Annotated in this window: 10 protein-coding genes; 6 read left to right on the top strand and 4 right to left on the bottom strand. The window is 59.5% G+C overall.

What is annotated here, in order from left to right; all coding sequences use genetic code 11:
- Positions 1 to 76 precede the first annotated feature (76 nt).
- The 4 genes from QR290_RS17310 to QR290_RS17325 form a co-directional block, all read right to left on the bottom strand.
- Entirely contained in the window at positions 77 to 601 is a 525-nt protein-coding gene (locus QR290_RS17310; RefSeq protein ID WP_115079963.1) for a hypothetical protein, read from the bottom strand.
- A complete protein-coding gene (locus QR290_RS17315; RefSeq protein WP_289203188.1) occupies positions 601 to 9,603 on the bottom strand; it encodes a DUF637 domain-containing protein in 9,003 nt (3,000 codons plus the stop codon). The genes QR290_RS17310 and QR290_RS17315 overlap by 1 nt, the downstream gene beginning before the upstream one ends.
- Before the next feature lie 25 nt (positions 9,604 to 9,628).
- Positions 9,629 to 11,335 (bottom strand): ShlB/FhaC/HecB family hemolysin secretion/activation protein, encoded by a 1,707-nt coding sequence (locus tag QR290_RS17320; protein ID WP_289203189.1) that lies wholly within the window; start codon positions 11,333 to 11,335, stop codon positions 9,629 to 9,631.
- 237 nt (positions 11,336 to 11,572) lie between these two features.
- Entirely contained in the window at positions 11,573 to 12,022 is a 450-nt protein-coding gene (locus QR290_RS17325) for a winged helix-turn-helix transcriptional regulator (RefSeq protein WP_085746213.1), read from the bottom strand.
- A gap of 181 nt (positions 12,023 to 12,203) precedes the next feature.
- Here QR290_RS17325 and QR290_RS17330 point away from each other — a divergent pair, with 181 nt between their 5' ends.
- The 6 genes from QR290_RS17330 (at position 12,204) to QR290_RS17355 (ending at position 18,619) form a co-directional block, all read left to right on the top strand.
- Positions 12,204 to 13,022 (top strand): alpha/beta fold hydrolase, encoded by an 819-nt coding sequence (locus QR290_RS17330; protein WP_289203190.1) that lies wholly within the window; start codon positions 12,204 to 12,206, stop codon positions 13,020 to 13,022.
- Between the two features lie 259 nt (positions 13,023 to 13,281).
- Positions 13,282 to 14,589, top strand: coding sequence for a flavin-containing monooxygenase (locus tag QR290_RS17335; protein ID WP_289203191.1), 1,308 nt, complete (start codon positions 13,282 to 13,284; stop codon positions 14,587 to 14,589).
- 58 nt (positions 14,590 to 14,647) lie between these two features.
- Positions 14,648 to 15,064 carry a RidA family protein gene (locus QR290_RS17340; RefSeq protein WP_007950460.1) on the top strand — a complete coding sequence of 139 codons (417 nt, stop codon included), beginning with the start codon at positions 14,648 to 14,650 and terminating at the stop codon, positions 15,062 to 15,064.
- A 27-nt stretch (positions 15,065 to 15,091) separates the two neighbouring features.
- Positions 15,092 to 15,769: a DUF1028 domain-containing protein gene (locus QR290_RS17345; protein WP_289203192.1), complete on the top strand. Its 678-nt coding sequence runs from the start codon at positions 15,092 to 15,094 to the stop codon at positions 15,767 to 15,769.
- Positions 15,766 to 16,914 (top strand): acetylornithine deacetylase, encoded by a 1,149-nt coding sequence (argE, locus tag QR290_RS17350; RefSeq protein ID WP_289203193.1) that lies wholly within the window; start codon positions 15,766 to 15,768, stop codon positions 16,912 to 16,914. The genes QR290_RS17345 and argE overlap by 4 nt, the downstream gene beginning before the upstream one ends.
- 289 nt (positions 16,915 to 17,203) lie before the next feature.
- On the top strand, positions 17,204 to 18,619 hold the full coding sequence (locus QR290_RS17355; protein ID WP_115078243.1) for a purine-cytosine permease family protein: 1,416 nt from the start codon (positions 17,204 to 17,206) through the stop codon (positions 18,617 to 18,619).
- Positions 18,620 to 18,680 lie beyond the last annotated feature (61 nt).

Raw genomic sequence — 18,680 nt, forward strand, 5'->3', positions numbered from 1 at the left:
CACCGACCCAGGGTGAACTGGACCTGAAAAAACGGGACAGACTTATTAAATCAAATAAACCTGCCCCATTTTTAAACTATGACTGCCAGAAAGTTAGGCAAACCCCATATTCATCGAGAAGGTCATCGGCAATTTCAAACTGAAAATCCTTTCCTGGAAAGCAGTCTGATAACGCGCGCTTCCAATATCCAGCGAGCTGCTCGGCAAACAAATGGCAAAGGCGATAATCCTCTTCTGACAGTCCCACCTTGAATACCGGCCTATCCGGCGCATCTTCCCATCTTGAAAAAAACTGATTTATTGAAAAAATATTCCTATACCGTTCAACGTTTTTACGCAATGTACTTTTTTCCAACACACCAATTTCAGTCTCGACCATCCCCCTCAAAGGCAATTTATGGGGATCATATTGTTCAGCATTAGGCAGCCAGAAGACGTGACCATCGACCTCAATAAAATCAGGAGAAAGCAAACCCAGAACAGAAATTGTTTGTTCCAATGAAACGAGATTACCTACATACGAAAAGAACTCCCCGGAACCTATGTCCGAAACGAACAGATTCAATGACTCTTTCGAAATATTACCCTTATAAATTTTCATCATTTCAACCCTAAGCTATCCAGAACCGACTGAGGAACACTTCCCTCAAAGGCTTTTGTGTCATTTCCCTTCTTGGGGAAATAGGCGCCATTCGGTGCCTGGTTCCATTCGATCACTTTAATCCTAGATGTTGAGACATCGTACAGCGCACGGCCCTCAGGGCCATAGACGACAGCATGCCCATTTCCAAGATTGGCATAAGAATTGGGCGTTTGCCCTTGCAACGGATACTGAACACCTCCACGCGCTCCCGTGACCGTCACATTCGTTTCCCTGAGTCCCTTGGTAAAATTTATATCAATAGTGTTACCCGAAGAGTCCGCAATGAACCTGGGTGTATTGGCAGTTCCTTTTGCACCATCCGCAAAATAATCCGGAGGCAAATCACAAGGCCCAGTGTTGTGTACCCAGGTCTTGAGCTCGCCAACGTAGAACGTATGCCCCACATCGACCGTCAGGTTGTATGTTTTGCCCTCGGGCAGATACAGCTCAAGCGATTCGACTTCGGACGAGGTGTTTTCGCTGTCACCATCAGCCAGTGACTGCAGCAAGTCACCCGGTTCCAGATCTTTGACAGGAATAAAGTCATGTTTGGCGGGTACATAGAAGGGGTGGCTCGGCGTAACCAGCAGGGTTTCGCCTTCCGCTGCCCCAGCACCACGAACATTTTTGAGCTTGAGGCGGTAGATCGGCTGATCCGAACGCTGGTGCGTTGCCAGAATGGCAGCAGCGAACGGCTTGCCCCCTTTTTCAGGCTTGCTCCATACAACATCTCCCACCTTGAGCGACTCAATAACGCGGTCGCCTTGCGGTGTAGAAACTTTCGTACCCGCAGCAAAGCAGCAAGGCCCCTTCGTTACTGGCGTTCCCGCTGTGCCTTTTGCACCATCAATTATCGAACCACCCTTCGCATCAACCCACTTGCCACCAATCCACTCAACAGCTCTTCCTCCAATATAAGCCGTAGCAAATCCGGTACTCGTGTCAAAAACCATACCACCTAACTGCTCGGCGGAGGCAGTCGCTACTTTGTCAAACTCCCTTTCGAGGGTATGCGAAGGGATCGGACTGGTAATCCAGTCCTTGAACCCGAGCGCTACCCCGCTAATACCGCCTGCGATGGAACCCAGCGTGTCGAAAGGTGATGAAACGGCATTCCAGAACGATTTTGCAGTGTCAACCACTCCTCCTGGCCACTCAACAGCTCGGTTCTGGAACCCTATCCATCCTTCTCTGGCCAAAAATCCGGGGTCCGTCGATGGAGGGTAAACACTGGTCAATTCTTTTGGATCAATACCTGAAAAATAACTGGCCTTGGCTGCATTGAACTGCTCGAGCGTCCACCCTTCCTGAAGTGCTTGCAGCTGAATCTTACGTCCCAATTCCTCCATATCACGCTGTCTTTCGGCATCCAATGCTGCGACCGCCCGGGTGACATTGTCCCGACACGCTTGAGCACCATCACCTGAACCACAAGCTGCTCTAGCTTTATCCGCCACTGTGACTTCTTTGTGTAGCAGCCAGTTGTACTGTGTGGCGTTCCTGGCAATTTCGGCGCCCTCTTGGAGATCCCCACCCACCGCTGCGGCGGCAAGCAGCCCCGTTAGCTGTGACATCATCAGGTGCAACTGGTCGTTGCCATCCGCAAAGTTGACCAGCTGATTCATCAGCGCTTCATTGAGTCCCGCTGCTGCCGCGCCAGTGGCGAAATCACCGCCAGTTGCCTTCGAAAGCAAGCCTCCCATCAGCGCATGCGCGACGGTTTTCTCAAGACTGCCGTCTGGAAACTTGATGGTGTCACCCACCCAATTGAACCCGGTTGCCATGGCGACGCTACCCGCCTGCCCCACCAGTGCCGCGCCAAAGCTGTCACCAAAGCTGCCGCCGCCAATGGCGGTCGAAATGCCACTGGTGATGATCGCCCGACCGGTCGTACGGATTGCGACGTCAGTAATGTTGCTGCTCGTCAGGATGTTTGCAGTTTTGCTGGTTCCACCCGCAAACCAGTTGGCGTCTGCATAGTTGAGCACGCCTGCCGTAAACCCGGCGATCGCCGCGTTTTTCAGGCTATCGGCGCTGAAGGTCTCCTTGAAAGCAGCCCCCAGGTTACCCTTGTTGTTGATGGTGCTGGTCACAGCGGTGGTGGCCATAGCCGTGGCAAATGCCCCGCCAGCGCCACCGCCGACCAAGGCTAGCCCTCCGGGGCCCATGACGAACGACATCATGATCGCAATTGCTATCTGTGCTGCCGGGCCCACTCCAGAGTTTTCATATTTGAACGACTCGTGAATCTCCTTCACTCGCCGCCAATCAACATCCCCCCGCGCTTCAGCATCCTTCAGCCACGCCAACTGCGGATCTGCCTTGACCATGGTGTCGATGGTCTGGCTGACCGACTCCTGGTTCACATCCTTGATATCAATCTTCAGCCCATCAACGGCCTTCAGCACGATGTTGCCCTTGGCAATCATCTGGGTCTGGTGCAGGGTTTCGTCGCTATTGCCGCGGCCTTTGGCGGATACCCATGCGGCGTTGTTGTTGGTTTTGGTGTGGCTCTCGTCATGCAGATCCTTCACCCCTTCAAAGGTGATGGAGCCGCCACTGTCCAGGATGATGTCCTTGCCGCTGTCGAGCTTCGCCACCTGATAGGTCTGGTCGCCCTTGCTGACCAGCGAGAGGTTGCCGCCGGTCTTGATTTCGCTGCCGACATGGGTGATCTGGGTGACTTCGTCGCGCTGAAGTTTCAAGTTGCCGAAGCCGCCCTTCTCCTTCATGTCATAGAGGGTGTAGTCCTTGTTCTGCGCGGCCAGCAGATTCAGATCATTGCCCGCGTAGACATAGGCTTCATTGCCTGCGCTGATCTTGCTTGCCACCAGGGTCGTGTCGCGACCGGAGTTGGTTTTGACATCGCCACCGGCAATGAACTCGGCAGCCTTCTGGACGGTGTGGTTGTCTTCTTCGTGAACGCGCTTCTTGCCGTCCTTGCTGTGGGTTTCGACGTTGTGTTCGTCGCCCGCAGAGGACAGGTAGATGTCGCGTTTGGCGTCGGCGGTCAGGTTGCCCTTGGCCTCGGCGGTGCTAGCCACGACGTTGAGGTCGCGGCCGGCATCGAGTTTCAGGTTGCCGCCGTTTTTCACGCTGGAGCCGAGGTTTTCCACGGTGGTGGTGATGACCGAGCGATGTCCGCCATCGAACGACTCGTGCAGTTCACTTTCGTTGCGCGTCGCCAACAGGTTGATATCGCGGGTGGCACTCAGGGTGGCGTCGCCACCGCTGCTGATGGATGACGAGTTGACGAGGTCGTTGCCCGACTTGATGGTCAGCGTGTCGCGTGCGCTGATGTTGCCACCTTCGTCCACCAGGGTGCGCATGCCGTTGCCGTCACGTACGGCGACGGCAGTGCGATCGTTGACGATGTCGCCCTTGAGGCTGGTGAGGCTGACCTGATTGCCGCGAATCTCACCGGCCAATGCGTTGCGAATGCTGTCGGAGGCCATTAGCGTGATGCGCTCGTTGGCCTCGACCAGCCCGCCCTGATAAAGACTGCCTTTGACGTCGACAGACAGATCCTTGGTCGCCTGCAACGTGCCGACGTTGACCAGATCATTCCCCGCGATCAGTTCCAGGTCGCGCCCTTGAATCAGACTGCCGCCACGCACGTTGCGTGACTCGGCCTGGGCCAGATAGAGCACCGGCACCAGCACTTTTTGACCGTCGACAATGCGCTCTTCCATCCAGACGATGTCGTGGGTCAATGCCGCCACTTGCTCGGACGTCAGGCTCACGCCTACCGACAGGTTCAGCTCGTTCTTGCTGACGAGCGCGTTATCCATCAGATAGCGGTACTGCTCGTAATCGTTGTTCAAGCCACCAGCGAGGAAACGCTGGCCGGTCTGGGCCATCACCGCGTCGCTGATGAGTCGCGTCTCGTAGCGGCCATCGCCGAGTCGGCGCGCCGCTTCGTCAGCGCTGAAGTCGAGTTTGCCCAGCAAGTAATCGGAACTCATGAACGGCGCGGACTGAGTCAGCTCCGGGTTGGTTTCGATCAGGTAACGGCTCTGCGGATTCGAGCTCTGCACGAACATGCCGTACGGGCCTTTCGGCAGACGGAATGTCGAGGACGCCGTCGGATCCACAGCGGCAAACGGCACGCCTTTGAAGTCGACAGGCACGAAGCTGATCTGCTTCACACCATCGGCGTCCACGCGCTCGATCCGGGTGACGTCCTTCGGCGCCTGGGCGCTGGCGTCGGTGCTGTGCTTGCCCAGGTTGATGTTGATGCCGCCCACCGAGGTCGTCTGATCGCTGGAGAGCTTGCCGGTCAGTTGATCGTAGGTGTTGTCGTAGAGCGTGCCGTTCTGGATGCTGTGAGCGACGTCCAGTTTGACTTTGCCACCGGCCTGGAGCACCGCCGCATAGACGTTGTTGCCGTTTTCATCCCAAGTTGTGACGTCGCTTGTCTGCAAGAAACGATCATCACTGGAACGGCTGACCAACTCGTTGAAGCGCTCCTCGTCGAAGTCGCCCGCTGCGGTCGCCGCGTTGAAGGCCGGGATGTCGACGAATTCCATCTTGTCCCAGAGGCTGTTGTCGATGTGACCTGGAGTACCAATCTTCACCACCCGATGGCCCGAGCGCGAGACTGCGCCCTGGTTCAACAGATTGTCGGCAGTTACGGTCAGATCGCCATTCGCCGCTAGTAGGCTGTAACGGTTTTCAACGTTATTGGCCTGGATGGTGAGGTTTTTGCCCGCGACAAATCGCGCCGCACGCGAGTCCTTCAACACCTTGTCGTTGAACTCGGTATTGATGGTGATGTAGCCGCGCTTCCAGCCATCGCCGCCGCCGCAGTGCTGAGCGCAGACCCAACTCAAGCTCCCGGACGACTGCCCCGAGGTCATCTCGAATTCGGCCTTGGCGTTTTCAAACGAAACGGCGTTGATGTCGATGTCACCCTCACCTTCGATGGTGCCCGACAGGTTGCTGAACGATGAGGCCCGGCCACCGCCCACAGCGTCGAATGTCAGCTTGCCGCGGCTGTAGATATCGCCATAGAAATTGCTCAGGCTGTTGCCGTGCAGCTCCATCGTGCCGCCGCTGAACAACAGCGTGTCAGGGCCGTTACTGATGCCGTTGGTGGCATTGAAGAGAAGATTGCCTTGCGCGCCCAGCGTGCCTTTGTTGTCGATTCGCGCAGCGGAGACCGTGAGGTTCTGGTTGGCAATCAGTCGACCCAGGTTGTCGAGCGTGCCGCGCAGCGTCAGCTCGGTGTCGCCACCGCTGACCAGACGGCCATCCTGCTGAATCAGGTCGTTGGCGCCGATAACGAGTTTCTGTTTGGCGGACACCCGTCCGCTGTTGATCAGGTTGCCACCCAGGCTCAGCGTAAGGTCACCGTCGCTGGCCAGTTCGCCGGCGTTTTCCAGGCTTGCGACATTCAGTTTGAGTGCCGAGGCACTGGCGATACGATCCCCGGCGTTGAGGGTCAGTCCCTGCGCGCTGGTGTAGGTCAGGCCACCGTTCAATTGCCAGGTGCCCACGCCATTGACCGAGGCGATATCCCAAACGCCTTTGCCCAAACCGGTGAGACTGCCTTGAGTGCCGGTCAAGTTGCTCAGGTCCAGATCAAACAGCCCTTGAGCGGCGTGACGAACGCTGCCGCTGAGGTTGTTGAGCTGGGCACCGGCAAGTTCCAGATCCTGGCTGCCGATCTCGATGACGCCGTTCTGGTTGTTCAGGTTGCCGCTCAGTTTGATCTGGCTGGACGCTCCGCCCAGTGCGCGAATCTGCCCGCCAGCGCTGTTGTTCAGTTGGCCGCCGATCAGTTTCAGGTCCGTCGCCGACTCGATCAGTCCGCCCTGATTGAGAATCTGGCTGACCGCTTCGAGGCCCAGTCGATTGCCGCTTATCTCGCCGCCCGCGTTGTCCAGGCTGGAGCCATCGAAAACGACCTGGTCTTTGCCGAAGATCTTGCCGGCGCGGTTGGTCAGACGTGTCACCGTCAACTTCAAATCGCCCAGCAGGCTGGAGATCAAACCGGCCTTGCCGTTGACTGCGCTGTTGTCGAGGTCGGCGCTGGTGATGTCGAGGGTGTCGGCCTGCAGCGTACCGCCCTGGTTCTGCAGGTTGCCGGTGCCCAGCGCAAGTTCTGCGTGGCTGCCATTGGCGAGAATCGCGCCCTGCTGATTCAGCACGGTGCTGCCGATGATTTTCAGACCATCGCTGCCCGCAATGATCTGGCCCGCGTCACGGTTGTCGATCGACGTACTGGTGATGTCCAGACGCTGGCCGCGCAATGTGCCGCCGCGATTGTCGAGTTCGACCAGTTGTTCGAGCAGCAGGCGCTGCTCAGCGGCGTCGACCACGCCCGTGACGTTTTTGAAGACCCCGGCGATTTTCAGCGTAATGTCACCGCCCGTGCCGACGATGCCACCCTTGTCACTGTTGTTCAGTTGGGTCGCGTTGACTTCAATGGTTTTGCCCAGAAGGACACCGGCACTGTTGTCGACTGTGTCGCTTTCGATGTACAGGTCGGCGTCACTCTGGATCCGGCCCTTTTGATTGAGCAGTTGCGACTGACCGGCAACGGTTTGCTTGAGAATCAGCCGAGCGCCGTCAACACCCGCCGCCAACAGACCGCCCTCGCCGTTATCGAGGCTGGCGGCTTGCAGGTCGAGGCGATCGCCGATCACCCGCCCGCCACGGTTATCGATGTGGCCATTGCGAGCGACCAACAGCAATTGTTGCGCGGCCACCACACCTTTGCGGTTGTCGACACTGCCGGCGTGAACATCCACGTCGCCCTGACTGGCTTGCAATCGACCCAAGGCATTGTTCAGGTGCTTGTTGACGACCAGCGTGAGCTTGCCGGTTTCGGCACTGATTGCGCCTTTGTCATTGCTGGTGAGATTGTCCAGCGTCGCATCGGCAACACCGCCGAGCAGTTGGCCGTTGGTGTTGTCCAGATCTCGTGCGGTCAGGTTCAGGGTCGTGTTGCCCTGAATCAGGCCCTGAGTGTTGTCCATGTCTTCGCTGGTCAGCACGCTGTCATCGGATGAAATCGTGCCTTGGGTGTTGTCGAGTTTGCCGCGACTGGTGAGCCCAAGTGTTTTACCGGTCAGACTGGCATCGCGGTTGTCGATGCTCTGGGCCACGACGTTCAAATGCTTCGATGCCTGCATCTTGCCGTCGTGGTTATCGAGATCCTGATCCAGCGTCAGATCAACATTGCCGTTTTCGGCACTGATGACACCCTTGCTGCTGTTGTCCAGCCGAGTGCCGGTGATCCGAATCGAATCGGCGGCCAACGTACCGCCCTGATTGAGCAGCTCGGCGCCCGAAACGACGAGGTCGGTCTTTGCCTGGATCTTGCCTTTGCCATTGTCCAGACGTTCGTGGGCAACGACTTTGGTATTGCTCTGGCTGGCAGCAATCAGGCCACCAGCGTTATTGAGTTGTCGGGTATCGATATCCAGACGTCCGGCGATGATTTTGCCGTCGTCGTTGTGCAGCGCCCGAGCATTGAGTTTCAGACTGCCGCCGGCGATTTCAATCCGGCCTTTGCGGTTGTCCAGATTGTCGACGGAGAGCGTTGCCGCCTGGCCATCGGCGAAGCGGATCAAGCCGCTGAGGTTGACGATGGCCGGGACGTTGAACGCCAGGCTGGTTTCGCCGTAAATCCGCGCACCAATACCTTGGTTGACCAGGCGAGTGGCGCTCAGCGCGACGTTTTTGGCCTGAACGATACCGTTCTGGTTATCGAACAAACCTGCGGTATTGGCGCTCAGCGAACGACTGGCCAACACACTGCCACGGTTGCTAACGGCGCCGCTGTTGATGGTGAGATCGCCATTGCTGTTGCGGCTGTTGTCCGCGTTCACCCCGGCCTCGATCACGCCGGCATTGACCAACTTGCCACCGCTGGTCAGGCGAACGCTGTCCCTGGCGGCAAGACTTTGCTGGTTGACCAGATCCTGTGCGGTTTGCACCGCCAGTTGCGTGCCCGCGTAAATCGCCTGTTGGGCTTCAAGACTGTTGGCCTTGATGTCGACAGCATTGCTGGCCGTCGCCTTCGCCATCGTCAGTTGGCCATTGGCGTCGATCTGGATATCCCCGGCACTGGCCGCCAGTTCGCCTGCCAGCTTCACGCCGACTCCGGCCTCGGTCCCGACCAGTTTGATTGCTCCGGCGTACATCCCGCCGAGTGCCGAAGAGTCGATCGCCAGTTGCGGTTTGGCGCTGCCGTCATCGGCACGCGCGGTCGCGTTGAGTGTTTCGGCGTTTACATCGTTGCGACCGGTGGTGATGTTCAGGCGTTTGGCGTGGATCTGCGCGTTGATCTGCGCACTGCGGGTGATGATTTCAAAGCTGTCGACAGCGCTGGCATCCAGACCTTTGCCATCGATGGAAACGCTGCCCTGATCGACCTGAAAACGATCCAGACGACCCGCCCCATCAAGTACCGGTTTACCGGTGGTCAAGGTCACACGCGGCGTATTGATGAAGCCGCAACCGTTGCAACTGATGCCGTACGGGTTGGCCACGATCACCCGCGCTGACTGCCCCGCCACTTCGGTGTAACCGCGCAACTGGCTCGGACTGCCGCCGTTGACTTCGTTGAGAATGGTTTGCGCAGCCGCTGCGCGCAGGTTCGGGTTACCGAGAATGATCCCGCCCATCTGCGTCAATTGAGTGCGACTGGTCGCGTTGTTGAGGATCAGGCCTTGAGCGTCCACGTTGTAATCGAGGAACTGGTTGTGCGACAGACCTGCGCCATTGGGTGTAGCGATGTTGATGATCGGCACGCCGTTGCCCGCACGGTCGAGCGTGGTGCCGGGCGCGCTGACCACGATTCCGTCCGCCTGCGCCCACATCGGCTGCCAGAACATGACGTTGGCCAGCAGGAATGCCAGGCCACGTTTGGGCATGCCCCAGAAATGTTCGCGGTTTTTTACGGCAGCAGAAGGCTGACTGGCCAGGAAGGCCAGGTGGCGGAAGTCCATATCAGAATCTCGGGGCAGACAAAAATTAAATGAAGAAATCCAGGCGGAAATAGATCGGCGCTTCGCGCTCGGTCAGCGCGGCCGGTCGTTCCAGGGAATGTGCAAAGGTCACACTTGCTGCCACGTGTTCGCCACGCGCAAACAACTCCAGCGAGTTGCTCGACATGCGCCCGTGTTGCTCACCGTTGTAACGGTCACCACGGATCACGCCCTGGTCGTAGCCCAGGCTGGTGCCGTATTCGGCAAACACCGGGCGTAGCCATTCGGCGGTCACCGGGCGCGACCAGCGCAGGTCGTTGCGCCAGTAGCCGCCGCTGTCGCCGGACAGCGACTGATCCTTGTATCCACGGATCGACGACAGCCCGCCGAGGCTGGTGCGTTGCGGACTGAACAGCACGTCTTCGCTGCGCTGACCGGTCATCAGGCTGCTGAAGGTGAAGGATTCGCCCCACACTTTGAACGGCTGCAAATAGCTCAGGGTCGCGGTGTATTTGCGGTAGCGCGAGTCCGGTTCGCCGGGGCCCGGATCGTGACTGCCCTGAGCGTCGAATGCACCGATGCCCTCCTGCATGCCGGCGTCGAAGTTGACGAAGGCGCTGCCGATCCGCCGTCCGTGGTTGAAGCCGAATTGCGCTTCGCTGATCCGGTTGCTGCTCAGCTTGAGCTTGCTGTCTTCGATGAAGTTGTTGGTGCGCAGATACGACAGGCCGGCGCTGAGGGAGGTCTTGCTGACCGAGTCGCGGTGGATTACCCGCTCGGCGCGCAGCTGATGGTTTTCGCTGTCACCGGTCTGCTTGAAATTGAAGCCGCTGGCGGCGATCTGCGAGCGGTACTCGCTCTGGCTGTAGGTGTAGCTGAAGTTCCACCAGCCCCACGGCAGGTTGTAATTGAGCATGGCGTTGTTGGAGGTGTGCTGATGATCAGTCATCGCATCGTGGCCACCGCGCAGACTCAACTGATCGGCCAGGCCCAGCGGGCTGTCCCAATCGAACGTGGTGCCCCACTGCTGCTCGCCGGTGCTGCGCTGGCCGTCGTTGCTGCGCGACAGGCCTGCGCGCCAAGGCTTTTGCGCCGTGTTGTTGACCAGCACGTCGCTGCCACCGACGTTCTTGCCCGGAGACAATTCCATCTTGGCCTGATTGGACGGCAGTCGATTGAGCTGATCGACCATCTGCTCGATCTCGCGCAGGTTGACCAGTTCGCCGGCCTTGCCGGGAAAGGCCATCGCCAGTTCACGCTCGGAAAGTTTGCTGTTCTCGGCCCCTTTAAGGCTTTCGAGCTTGCCTTCGACCACCAGCACTTTCAGGTGCCCGGCAGACAGATCCTGCTGTGGCAGATAGGCACGACTGGTCACCAGCCCCTTCTCGATGTAGTGGTCGGTGATGACTTTGAGCAATTCGTTGAGCTGCGACACGCCCAGGCACTGGCCGATGTAGGGCTTGAGCAGGCGCGCCTTGTCACTCTCCGAAAGGCTATCGGCGCCTTTGAGTTCGATGTCCTTGATCGGGAAACAACGGGTGTCGGTCGGCGCCACCGGTTGAACTGGCCTGGCTTCCTTGCCTGGCAGGTCTTTGAGTTCTTCGAGGCGACGGCGCTGCTCGTCGAGCAGTCGATCCTGGCGTTCACGGATCAGGTCAGTTTCACCAGGAGTAGGTGCAGCAAATACAGCGTTAAGCGGAGACAGGCACAGCAAAGCCAGGCACAACCTCGCCCCAAGGGCGGGTGAGTACATGTTCGATCCCTCGAGACGAAAAGTGATATCAAAATAGTGGCGCAATAGTAATGAGCCACTATTCTGGCGTCAATTTATGGACCCACCGAGTTATTGTTGCCGACGAACGGCATCGGTGAAATCGTCCGACTCCGACAGAGACGCAGGATGTTTCGCAGATTAACCAAGGAAAAACGGTCGCCGCATCAGAGGACATTTCGATTAGCGAAGCGTCCGACAGACCCCGCTAACTTCACCTCAGTGTTCAACAGCCAGTTTCGTCGCCACATCCTCCGGTGCCAGTACTCGACCATCGGCCGACAGCAACTGAAGCTTCCTGATCGGCTGACGCTTTTGCGCATCGACCATCACCGACCCGGGTTCGCCGGGCTCGAACATGAACTCACCACCCCACTGCGATAACGCAACAATCACGGTCTGCAACGCCCGGCCCTTTTCAGTCAGCACATACTCCTTGTAAGCGCTGCCATCGGACGCCGGTACCAGGCGCAGGATGTCGCGCTCCACCAGCCCTTTGAGCCGGGTGCTCAACATGTTCTTGGCGATCTCCAGGCTCTTCTCGAAATCGCTGAAACGACTGATGCCTTCCAGTGCATCGCGGATGATCAGCAACGACCACCAGTCACCGATCAGGTCGAGTGTCCGGGCGATCGGGCAGGCATTGCCCGCAAGGCTTTTGCGCTTCATTTCGGGTGTCTCCGGCAAAACGGCAGGTTCGATGCGGTTGCATCTTACAACTCATGTCGCCAAACCGTTAACGCGTGCACCACGAAACTTAGCACCTGCGTACAAGTGGCCAATGCCCTTTGTCGCGATAGTGAACGCTGCCATCACGGCATCCACGTAGCCCCACACCCAAGGAGTTTTCATGAGCACCTTCACGACCCAAGACGGCACCGAGATCTATTTCAAGGACTGGGGCAGCGGCAAGCCCGTGCTGTTCAGCCATGGCTGGCCACTGGATGCCGATATGTGGGAATACCAGATGGAATATCTGAGCAGCCGCGGCTACCGCACCATCGCCTTCGACCGTCGTGGTTTCGGCCGCTCCGGGCAGCCGTGGACCGGCTACGACTACGACACCTTCGCCGATGACATCGCGCAACTGATCGAGCATCTGGATCTGCGTGACGTGACCCTGGTCGGCTTCTCCATGGGCGGCGGCGATGTCAGCCGCTACATCGCGCGCCACGGCAGCGAGCGCGTCGCCGGACTGGTGTTGCTTGGCGCGGTAACCCCGCTGTTCGGGCAGAAACCGGACTTTGCCGAAGGCGTCGACAAGTCGGTGTTCGACGGGATCAAGGCCGGCCTGCTGAAGGATCGCGCGCAGTTCATCGCCGATTTCGCCGCACCGTTCTACGGCACCAACCAGGGTCAGAAAGTCTCCGACGGCGTGCTGACCCAAACCCTGAACATCGCCCTGCTCGCTTCGCTCAAAGGCACCGTGGATTGCGTTACCGCATTCTCGGAAACCGATTTCCGCCCGGACATGGCGAAAATCGATGTGCCGACCCTGGTGATTCACGGCGATGGCGATCAGATCGTGCCGTTCGAAACCACTGGCAAACGTGCTGCCGCGCAAATCAAGGGCGCCGAGCTGAAAGTCTACGCAGGTGCGCCGCACGGTTTTGCGGTCACCCATGCGCAGCAATTGAATGAAGACCTGCTGGCGTTTCTTGATCGCTGAGTCCGTGTGATCTGAACACGCCTTGAAAAGGGCCGCCGACAACCCTGTCGGCGGCCCTTTTTTTCCTTGTCCCGGATTTCGGTGGCATGGCAAAGCCCCGTATTTACGGGGCTTTGAGGCCTCTGCATCACGTTTTTATCTTCACATGCCAGCTTAATAATATTTTACCGATAACCACCCCCTCCCTAGTCTGATCCCAAGCACAGAGAACAGGTCGACAGCGACCTGAATCCAACGGCCTCGTGAGAAGGGATCAGAGATGACCACTGAAATAATAAAAACAGACACGCTTGTTGTCGGCGCCGGTCAAGCGGGTGTGGCCATGAGTGAACACCTGAGCAAACTCGGTGTGCCGCACCTAGTGCTGGAGCGCAGCCGCATTGCCGAACGCTGGCGCACCGGACGCTGGGACTCGCTGGTGGCCAACGGTCCGGCGTGGCACGACCGGTTTCCGGGGATGGAATTCGATGATGTCGATCCGGACGGTTTCGCCCACAAGGAACGTGTCGCCGATTACTTCGAAGCCTATGCGAAGAAATTCAACGCGCCGATCCGCACCGGCGTCGATGTGAAAAGCGTGGTGCGTAATGTCGGGCGTCCGGGCTTCACCGTCGAGACCTCCGAGGGCGTGATCGAAGCGGCCCGCGTCGTCGCAGCCACCGGCCCGTTCCAGCGTCCGGTAATCCCGGCTATTGCGCCGAAAGATGAACGCCTGTTGCAGATTCACTCGGCCGACTATCGCAACCCGCAACAACTGCCGGCCGGTGCCGTTCTTGTGGTCGGTGCCGGTTCGTCGGGCGTGCAGATCGCCGATGAATTGCAGCGCTCGGGCAAGCAGGTTTACCTCTCGGTCGGCGCCCACGACCGCCCTCCTCGCGCTTACCGCAACCGCGACTTCTGCTGGTGGCTCGGCGTACTCGGAGAGTGGGATCAGGCGGCGATGAAACCCGGCCGCGAGCACGTGACCATCGCTGTCAGCGGCGCTCACGGTGGCCGCACCATCGACTTCCGTGGTCTGGCCCATCGCGGCATGACCCTGGTCGGCGTCACCGAATCGTTCAGCGACGGTGTGGTGACCTTCAAACAGGACCTGCGCGACAACCTCAAGCGTGGCGACGAGAACTACCTCGCGCTGCTGGATGCCGCCGACGCCTACATCGAACGCAACGGCCTCGATCTGCCGCTGGAACCGGAAGCCCGCGAGACTTATCCGGACCCTGAATGCGTGAAAAACCCGCTGGCCGATCTCGATCTGGCCGCCGCCGGCATCACCTCGATCATCTGGGCCACCGGGTTTGCCGTGGACTATTCCTGGCTGAAAGTTTCCGCGTTCGACGACAACGGCAAGCCGCAGCACCAGCGCGGTGTGTCCAGCGAAGCGGGCGTGTATTTCCTCGGCTTGCCGTGGCAGTCGCGACGCGGCTCGTCGTTCATCTGGGGCGTGTGGCACGACGCCAAGCACGTGGCCGACCACATCGCGACCCAGCGCAAATACCTGGCTTATCGCGATGCCGAACAACGCGAAGCCGCGCTGCACAACAACGCTGTCGACACCGTCGACGCTTGATTTCCCTCTTCAATCCCGGCGCCCGTCGCGCCGGGTCCGATTTCGTCAGGAGCCTCACATGAGTCAGCCAACCCACACCCGCATTCGCATGTTCAACACCAAGGACACCTACCCGAACCAGACCCTGGACAACGACCTGTGCCAGGCCGTGCGCGCCGGCAACACCGTGTATGTCCGTGGTCAGGTCGGGACCAATTTCGATGGTGAACTGGTCGGCCTCGGCGACCCGCGCGCCCAGACCGAACAAGCGATGCGCAACGTCAAGCAACTGCTCGAAGAGGCCGGCAGCGACCTGAGCCATATCGTCAAGACCACCACTTACCTGATCGACCCGCGCTACCGCGAGCCGGTGTATCAGGAAGTCGGCAAATGGCTGAAAGGTGTGTTTCCGATCTCCACCGGGTTGGTCGTGTCGGCCTTGGGTCAGCCGCAGTGGCTGATGGAGATTGATGTAGTTGCGGTGATTCCCGAGTAATTGGACCTTAGCGAAAGGAGGCCACACATGACATTTTCCATCGCCGCCCGCTGCCCCGAAACCGGTCAGTTCGGCATCGCCATCAGTTCCTCCAGCATCGCCGTCGGCGCCCGCTGCCCGTGGCTGTTGCCGGGTGTTGGCGCGGTGTCGAGCCAGAACATCACCCTGCCGTCGCTCGGCCCGGAAGTACTCGCCCTGATGGAGCAAGGTCTGGCGCCCGAGGCGGCGCTGGACAAGGTGTTGACCCGCAACGGTTACAGCCAGTATCGACAAATCACGGCGATCAACCACCTCGGCCAGACCGCGCATTTCAGCGGCGCGCAAACCCTGGGCGTGCACAACGCCGTGTCGGGCGAGCAATGCGTGGCGGCGGGCAACATGCTCGTCGGACGCTCGGTGATCGAAGCCATGGTCAGCGCGTTCGAAGAAGGGGAAGGTCAATTGGCCGATCGCCTGATCAAGGCCCTGCACGCCGCCCAGGCCTTGGGCGGTGAAGCAGGCCCGGTCCATTCGGCAGCCGTGGTCGTGGTCGGCGAGCTGACCTGGCCCATCGTCAACCTGCGGGTGGACTGGGCCGATGAAAACCCGATCGGCCAATTGCAGACTCTCTGGGAAGCCTATCGCCCGCAGCTTCAGGACTACATCGACCGCGCCCTCGATCCGGCCAAGGCGCCGGGCTACGGGGTTGCCGGAGACGACCGATGAGCGACAGCGTCGCGTTGCTCAAGACGCTGGTGGGCTTCGACACCACCAGCCGCGAGTCCAACCTGCATTTGATCGACTTCGTGCGTAGCTACCTCGAAGGTTTCGATGTGCCGTGCGAACTGATCTACAACGATGAGCGCAGCAAGGCCAACCTGTTCGCCACGATTGGCCCGGCCGATCAGCCGGGCATCGTGCTGTCGGGGCACACCGATGTGGTGCCCGTCGATGGCCAGCCGTGGACGCTGCCGCCGTTCGAACTCAGCGAGCGCGACGGCAAGCTTTACGGTCGCGGCACGGCGGACATGAAAGGTTACATCGCCTGCGTGTTGGCGCTGGTACCGTCGTTGATCGAAGCACCGCTGCGCCTGCCGGTGCACATTGCCCTGTCGTACGACGAAGAAGTCGGCTGCCTCGGTGTGCGCTCGCTGCTCAAGGTGCTGGAGCAGCGTCCGGTCAAACCGCTGCTGTGCATCATCGGCGAGCCGACCGAACTCAAACCGGTGCTTGGGCACAAGGGCAAACTGGCAATGCGTTGCGATGTCCAGGGTCATGCCTGTCACTCGGCCTACGCGCCACTCGGGGTCAATGCCATCGAGTGCGCCGCCGAGCTGATCGGCGAGCTGGGGCGCATCGGTCGACAGCTCAAGGAGGAACACCTCGACCCGCGTTTCGACCCGCCGTATTCCACGGTGCAAACCGGTGTGATCAGCGGCGGCAAGGCGTTGAACATCGTCCCCGCCGATTGCCGCTTCGACTTCGAGATCCGCGCCCTGCCCTCGCAGGATCCGGCGATTGTCGCCCAGCAACTCAAGGCCTACGCCGAGCAGCAAATGCTGCCGCGCATGCGGGCCGTCAGCGAGCAGAGCGATATCCGGTTTAGCGAACTGTCGGCCTATCCGGGGCTGGCTACCGATGCCCGAAGCAAGGCTGCGGAACTGATCGCCACGTTCTGCGGTTCGGACGATTTCGGCACCGTGGCCTTTGGCACTGAAGGCGGATTGTTCGATGCAGTGGGGATTCCCACGGTGGTATGCGGCCCCGGCAGCATGGATCAGGGCCACAAGCCGGACGAGTTCGTCAGCGTCGATCAGCTCACGGCTTGCGATGAAATGCTGCATCGAATGTTGGCGTCTATTCGCCTTTGAAAAACCGGTCTGGCTGCCGGATTCAAATCCGCAGCCGAGCCGCAATAACACCGACAGACAGCTGCTCCGATGGAGGTCAGCTGCGTTGTCGTTCATGGCGCTGAAACGCCCGAAACAGAGCGATTCCAGCTGACCGGAGAGCCTCGTTTTTTTAACGCCTGAAGCAACAAAACTACTAATTTATCTCTCCCCTTTCCTTGCCCATGATCAACCCCAACAAGAAATGCGCCGTCCGTGCCGGCGCTCACTGAAGTACGTCCACGTACTCGTCCTTGCCTTGGAGTTCGTCATGGCCACCTCTGCAACAACGTCCGCACCGCTCATTGAGAAACACACGATCGGCTATGTGCCGCCCGAAGATCGCCACGGAAAGGTTCGGGATCTGTTCACCCTCTGGTTCGGCGGCAACATCGCGCCGTTGCCCATCGTCACCGGCGCCCTCGGCGTGCAGTTGTTTCATCTGAATCTGGTGTGGGGCATCGTCGCCATTCTGGTCGGCCATCTGGTCGGCGGTGTGTTGATGGCGCTGCACTCGGCACAAGGCCCGCAGATGGGCATTCCGCAGATGATCCAGAGCCGCGCGCAATTCGGCTCCCTCGGCGCGCTGCTGGTGGTGTTGATTGCCGGCGTCATGTACATCGGTTTCTTCGCCTCCAACATCGTGCTGGCCGGTAAGTCCCTGCATGGCGTGGTCGACAGCGTTCCGGTGCCGGTCGGCATCGTCATCGGCGCGCTGGGTTCGGGGATCATCGGGATCATCGGTTACCGCTTCATCCACGTGCTCAACCGCATCGGCACCTGGGTGCTGGGGATCGGCATCGTGGTCGGCTTCGGCTACATCCTCACCCACATCCAGACCGATGATTTCCTCACTCGCGGCAGCTTTAACATTTCCGGCTGGCTTGCCACCGTGTCGTTGGCGGCGCTGTGGCAGATCGCGTTTGCGCCTTACGTGTCGGACTACTCGCGTTACTTGCCGGCGAACGTGCCAGTGGCAGCGACCTTCTGGACGACTTATCTGGGATCGGCGCTGGGTTCGAGCCTGTCCTTCGTGTTCGGCGCCGTCGCCGTGCTGGCAACCCCGGTGGGCATGGACACCATGGACGCGGTGAAACTCGCCACCGGCGCCATCGGCCCGTTGATGCTGGTGCTGTTCCTGCTCAGCGTGATCAGCCACAACGCCCTCAACCTGTATGGCGCGGTGCTGTCGCTGATCACGCTGGTGCAGACCTTCGCCTACCGCTGGATTCCGACCGCCAAGAGCCGCGCAGTGATTTCGATCATCGTGCTGCTGGCCTGCTGCTTCGCTGCGGTCGGCGCTTCGGCGGACTTCATCGGTCACTTCGTCGACATGGTGCTGGTGTTGCTGGTGGTGTTGGTGCCGTGGACCGCGATCAACCTGATCGACTTCTACGCCATTCACAAAGGCCAGTACGACATCGGCTCGATCTTCCAGGTCGATGGCGGCATCTACGGCCGTTACAACCCGCAGGCCTTGCTGGCTTACGCGATCGGTATCGTGGTGCAGATTCCGTTCATGAACACGCCGCTGTACGTCGGCCCGGTGTCGGCACACATCAACGGCGCGGACCTGTCGTGGGTGGTTGGCTTGCTGGTGACCTCGCCGCTGTATTTCTGGCTGGCGAATCGTGACAGTGCTTATCGTCGGCGACTGACCTCCGGGAAACTGGCGGGCAGTCTGTAAGCCATCCGCGCTGCGCTGACACACGAAGGCCCTCGAATGTGAGGGCCTTCTTGTTTTGAAG

Source organism: Pseudomonas fluorescens (genome assembly GCF_030344995.1).
Taxonomy (GTDB): domain Bacteria; phylum Pseudomonadota; class Gammaproteobacteria; order Pseudomonadales; family Pseudomonadaceae; genus Aquipseudomonas; species Aquipseudomonas fluorescens_BF.

Excerpts from the sequence above, each read along its gene's own strand:
- QR290_RS17325 (WP_085746213.1), bottom strand. The coding sequence starts at position 12,022 with ATGAAGCGCAAAAGCCTTGCGGGCAATGCCTGCCCGATCGCCCGGACA.
- argE (WP_289203193.1), top strand. The coding sequence starts at position 15,766 with ATGAGCGACAGCGTCGCGTTGCTCAAGACGCTGGTGGGCTTCGACACC.
- QR290_RS17320 (WP_289203189.1), bottom strand. The coding sequence starts at position 11,335 with ATGTACTCACCCGCCCTTGGGGCGAGGTTGTGCCTGGCTTTGCTGTGC.
- QR290_RS17355 (WP_115078243.1), top strand. The coding sequence starts at position 17,204 with ATGGCCACCTCTGCAACAACGTCCGCACCGCTCATTGAGAAACACACG.
- QR290_RS17330 (WP_289203190.1), top strand. The coding sequence starts at position 12,204 with ATGAGCACCTTCACGACCCAAGACGGCACCGAGATCTATTTCAAGGAC.
- QR290_RS17315 (WP_289203188.1), bottom strand. The coding sequence starts at position 9,603 with ATGGACTTCCGCCACCTGGCCTTCCTGGCCAGTCAGCCTTCTGCTGCC.
- QR290_RS17345 (WP_289203192.1), top strand. The coding sequence starts at position 15,092 with ATGACATTTTCCATCGCCGCCCGCTGCCCCGAAACCGGTCAGTTCGGC.
- QR290_RS17310 (WP_115079963.1), bottom strand. The coding sequence starts at position 601 with ATGAAAATTTATAAGGGTAATATTTCGAAAGAGTCATTGAATCTGTTC.
- QR290_RS17340 (WP_007950460.1), top strand. The coding sequence starts at position 14,648 with ATGAGTCAGCCAACCCACACCCGCATTCGCATGTTCAACACCAAGGAC.
- QR290_RS17335 (WP_289203191.1), top strand. The coding sequence starts at position 13,282 with ATGACCACTGAAATAATAAAAACAGACACGCTTGTTGTCGGCGCCGGT.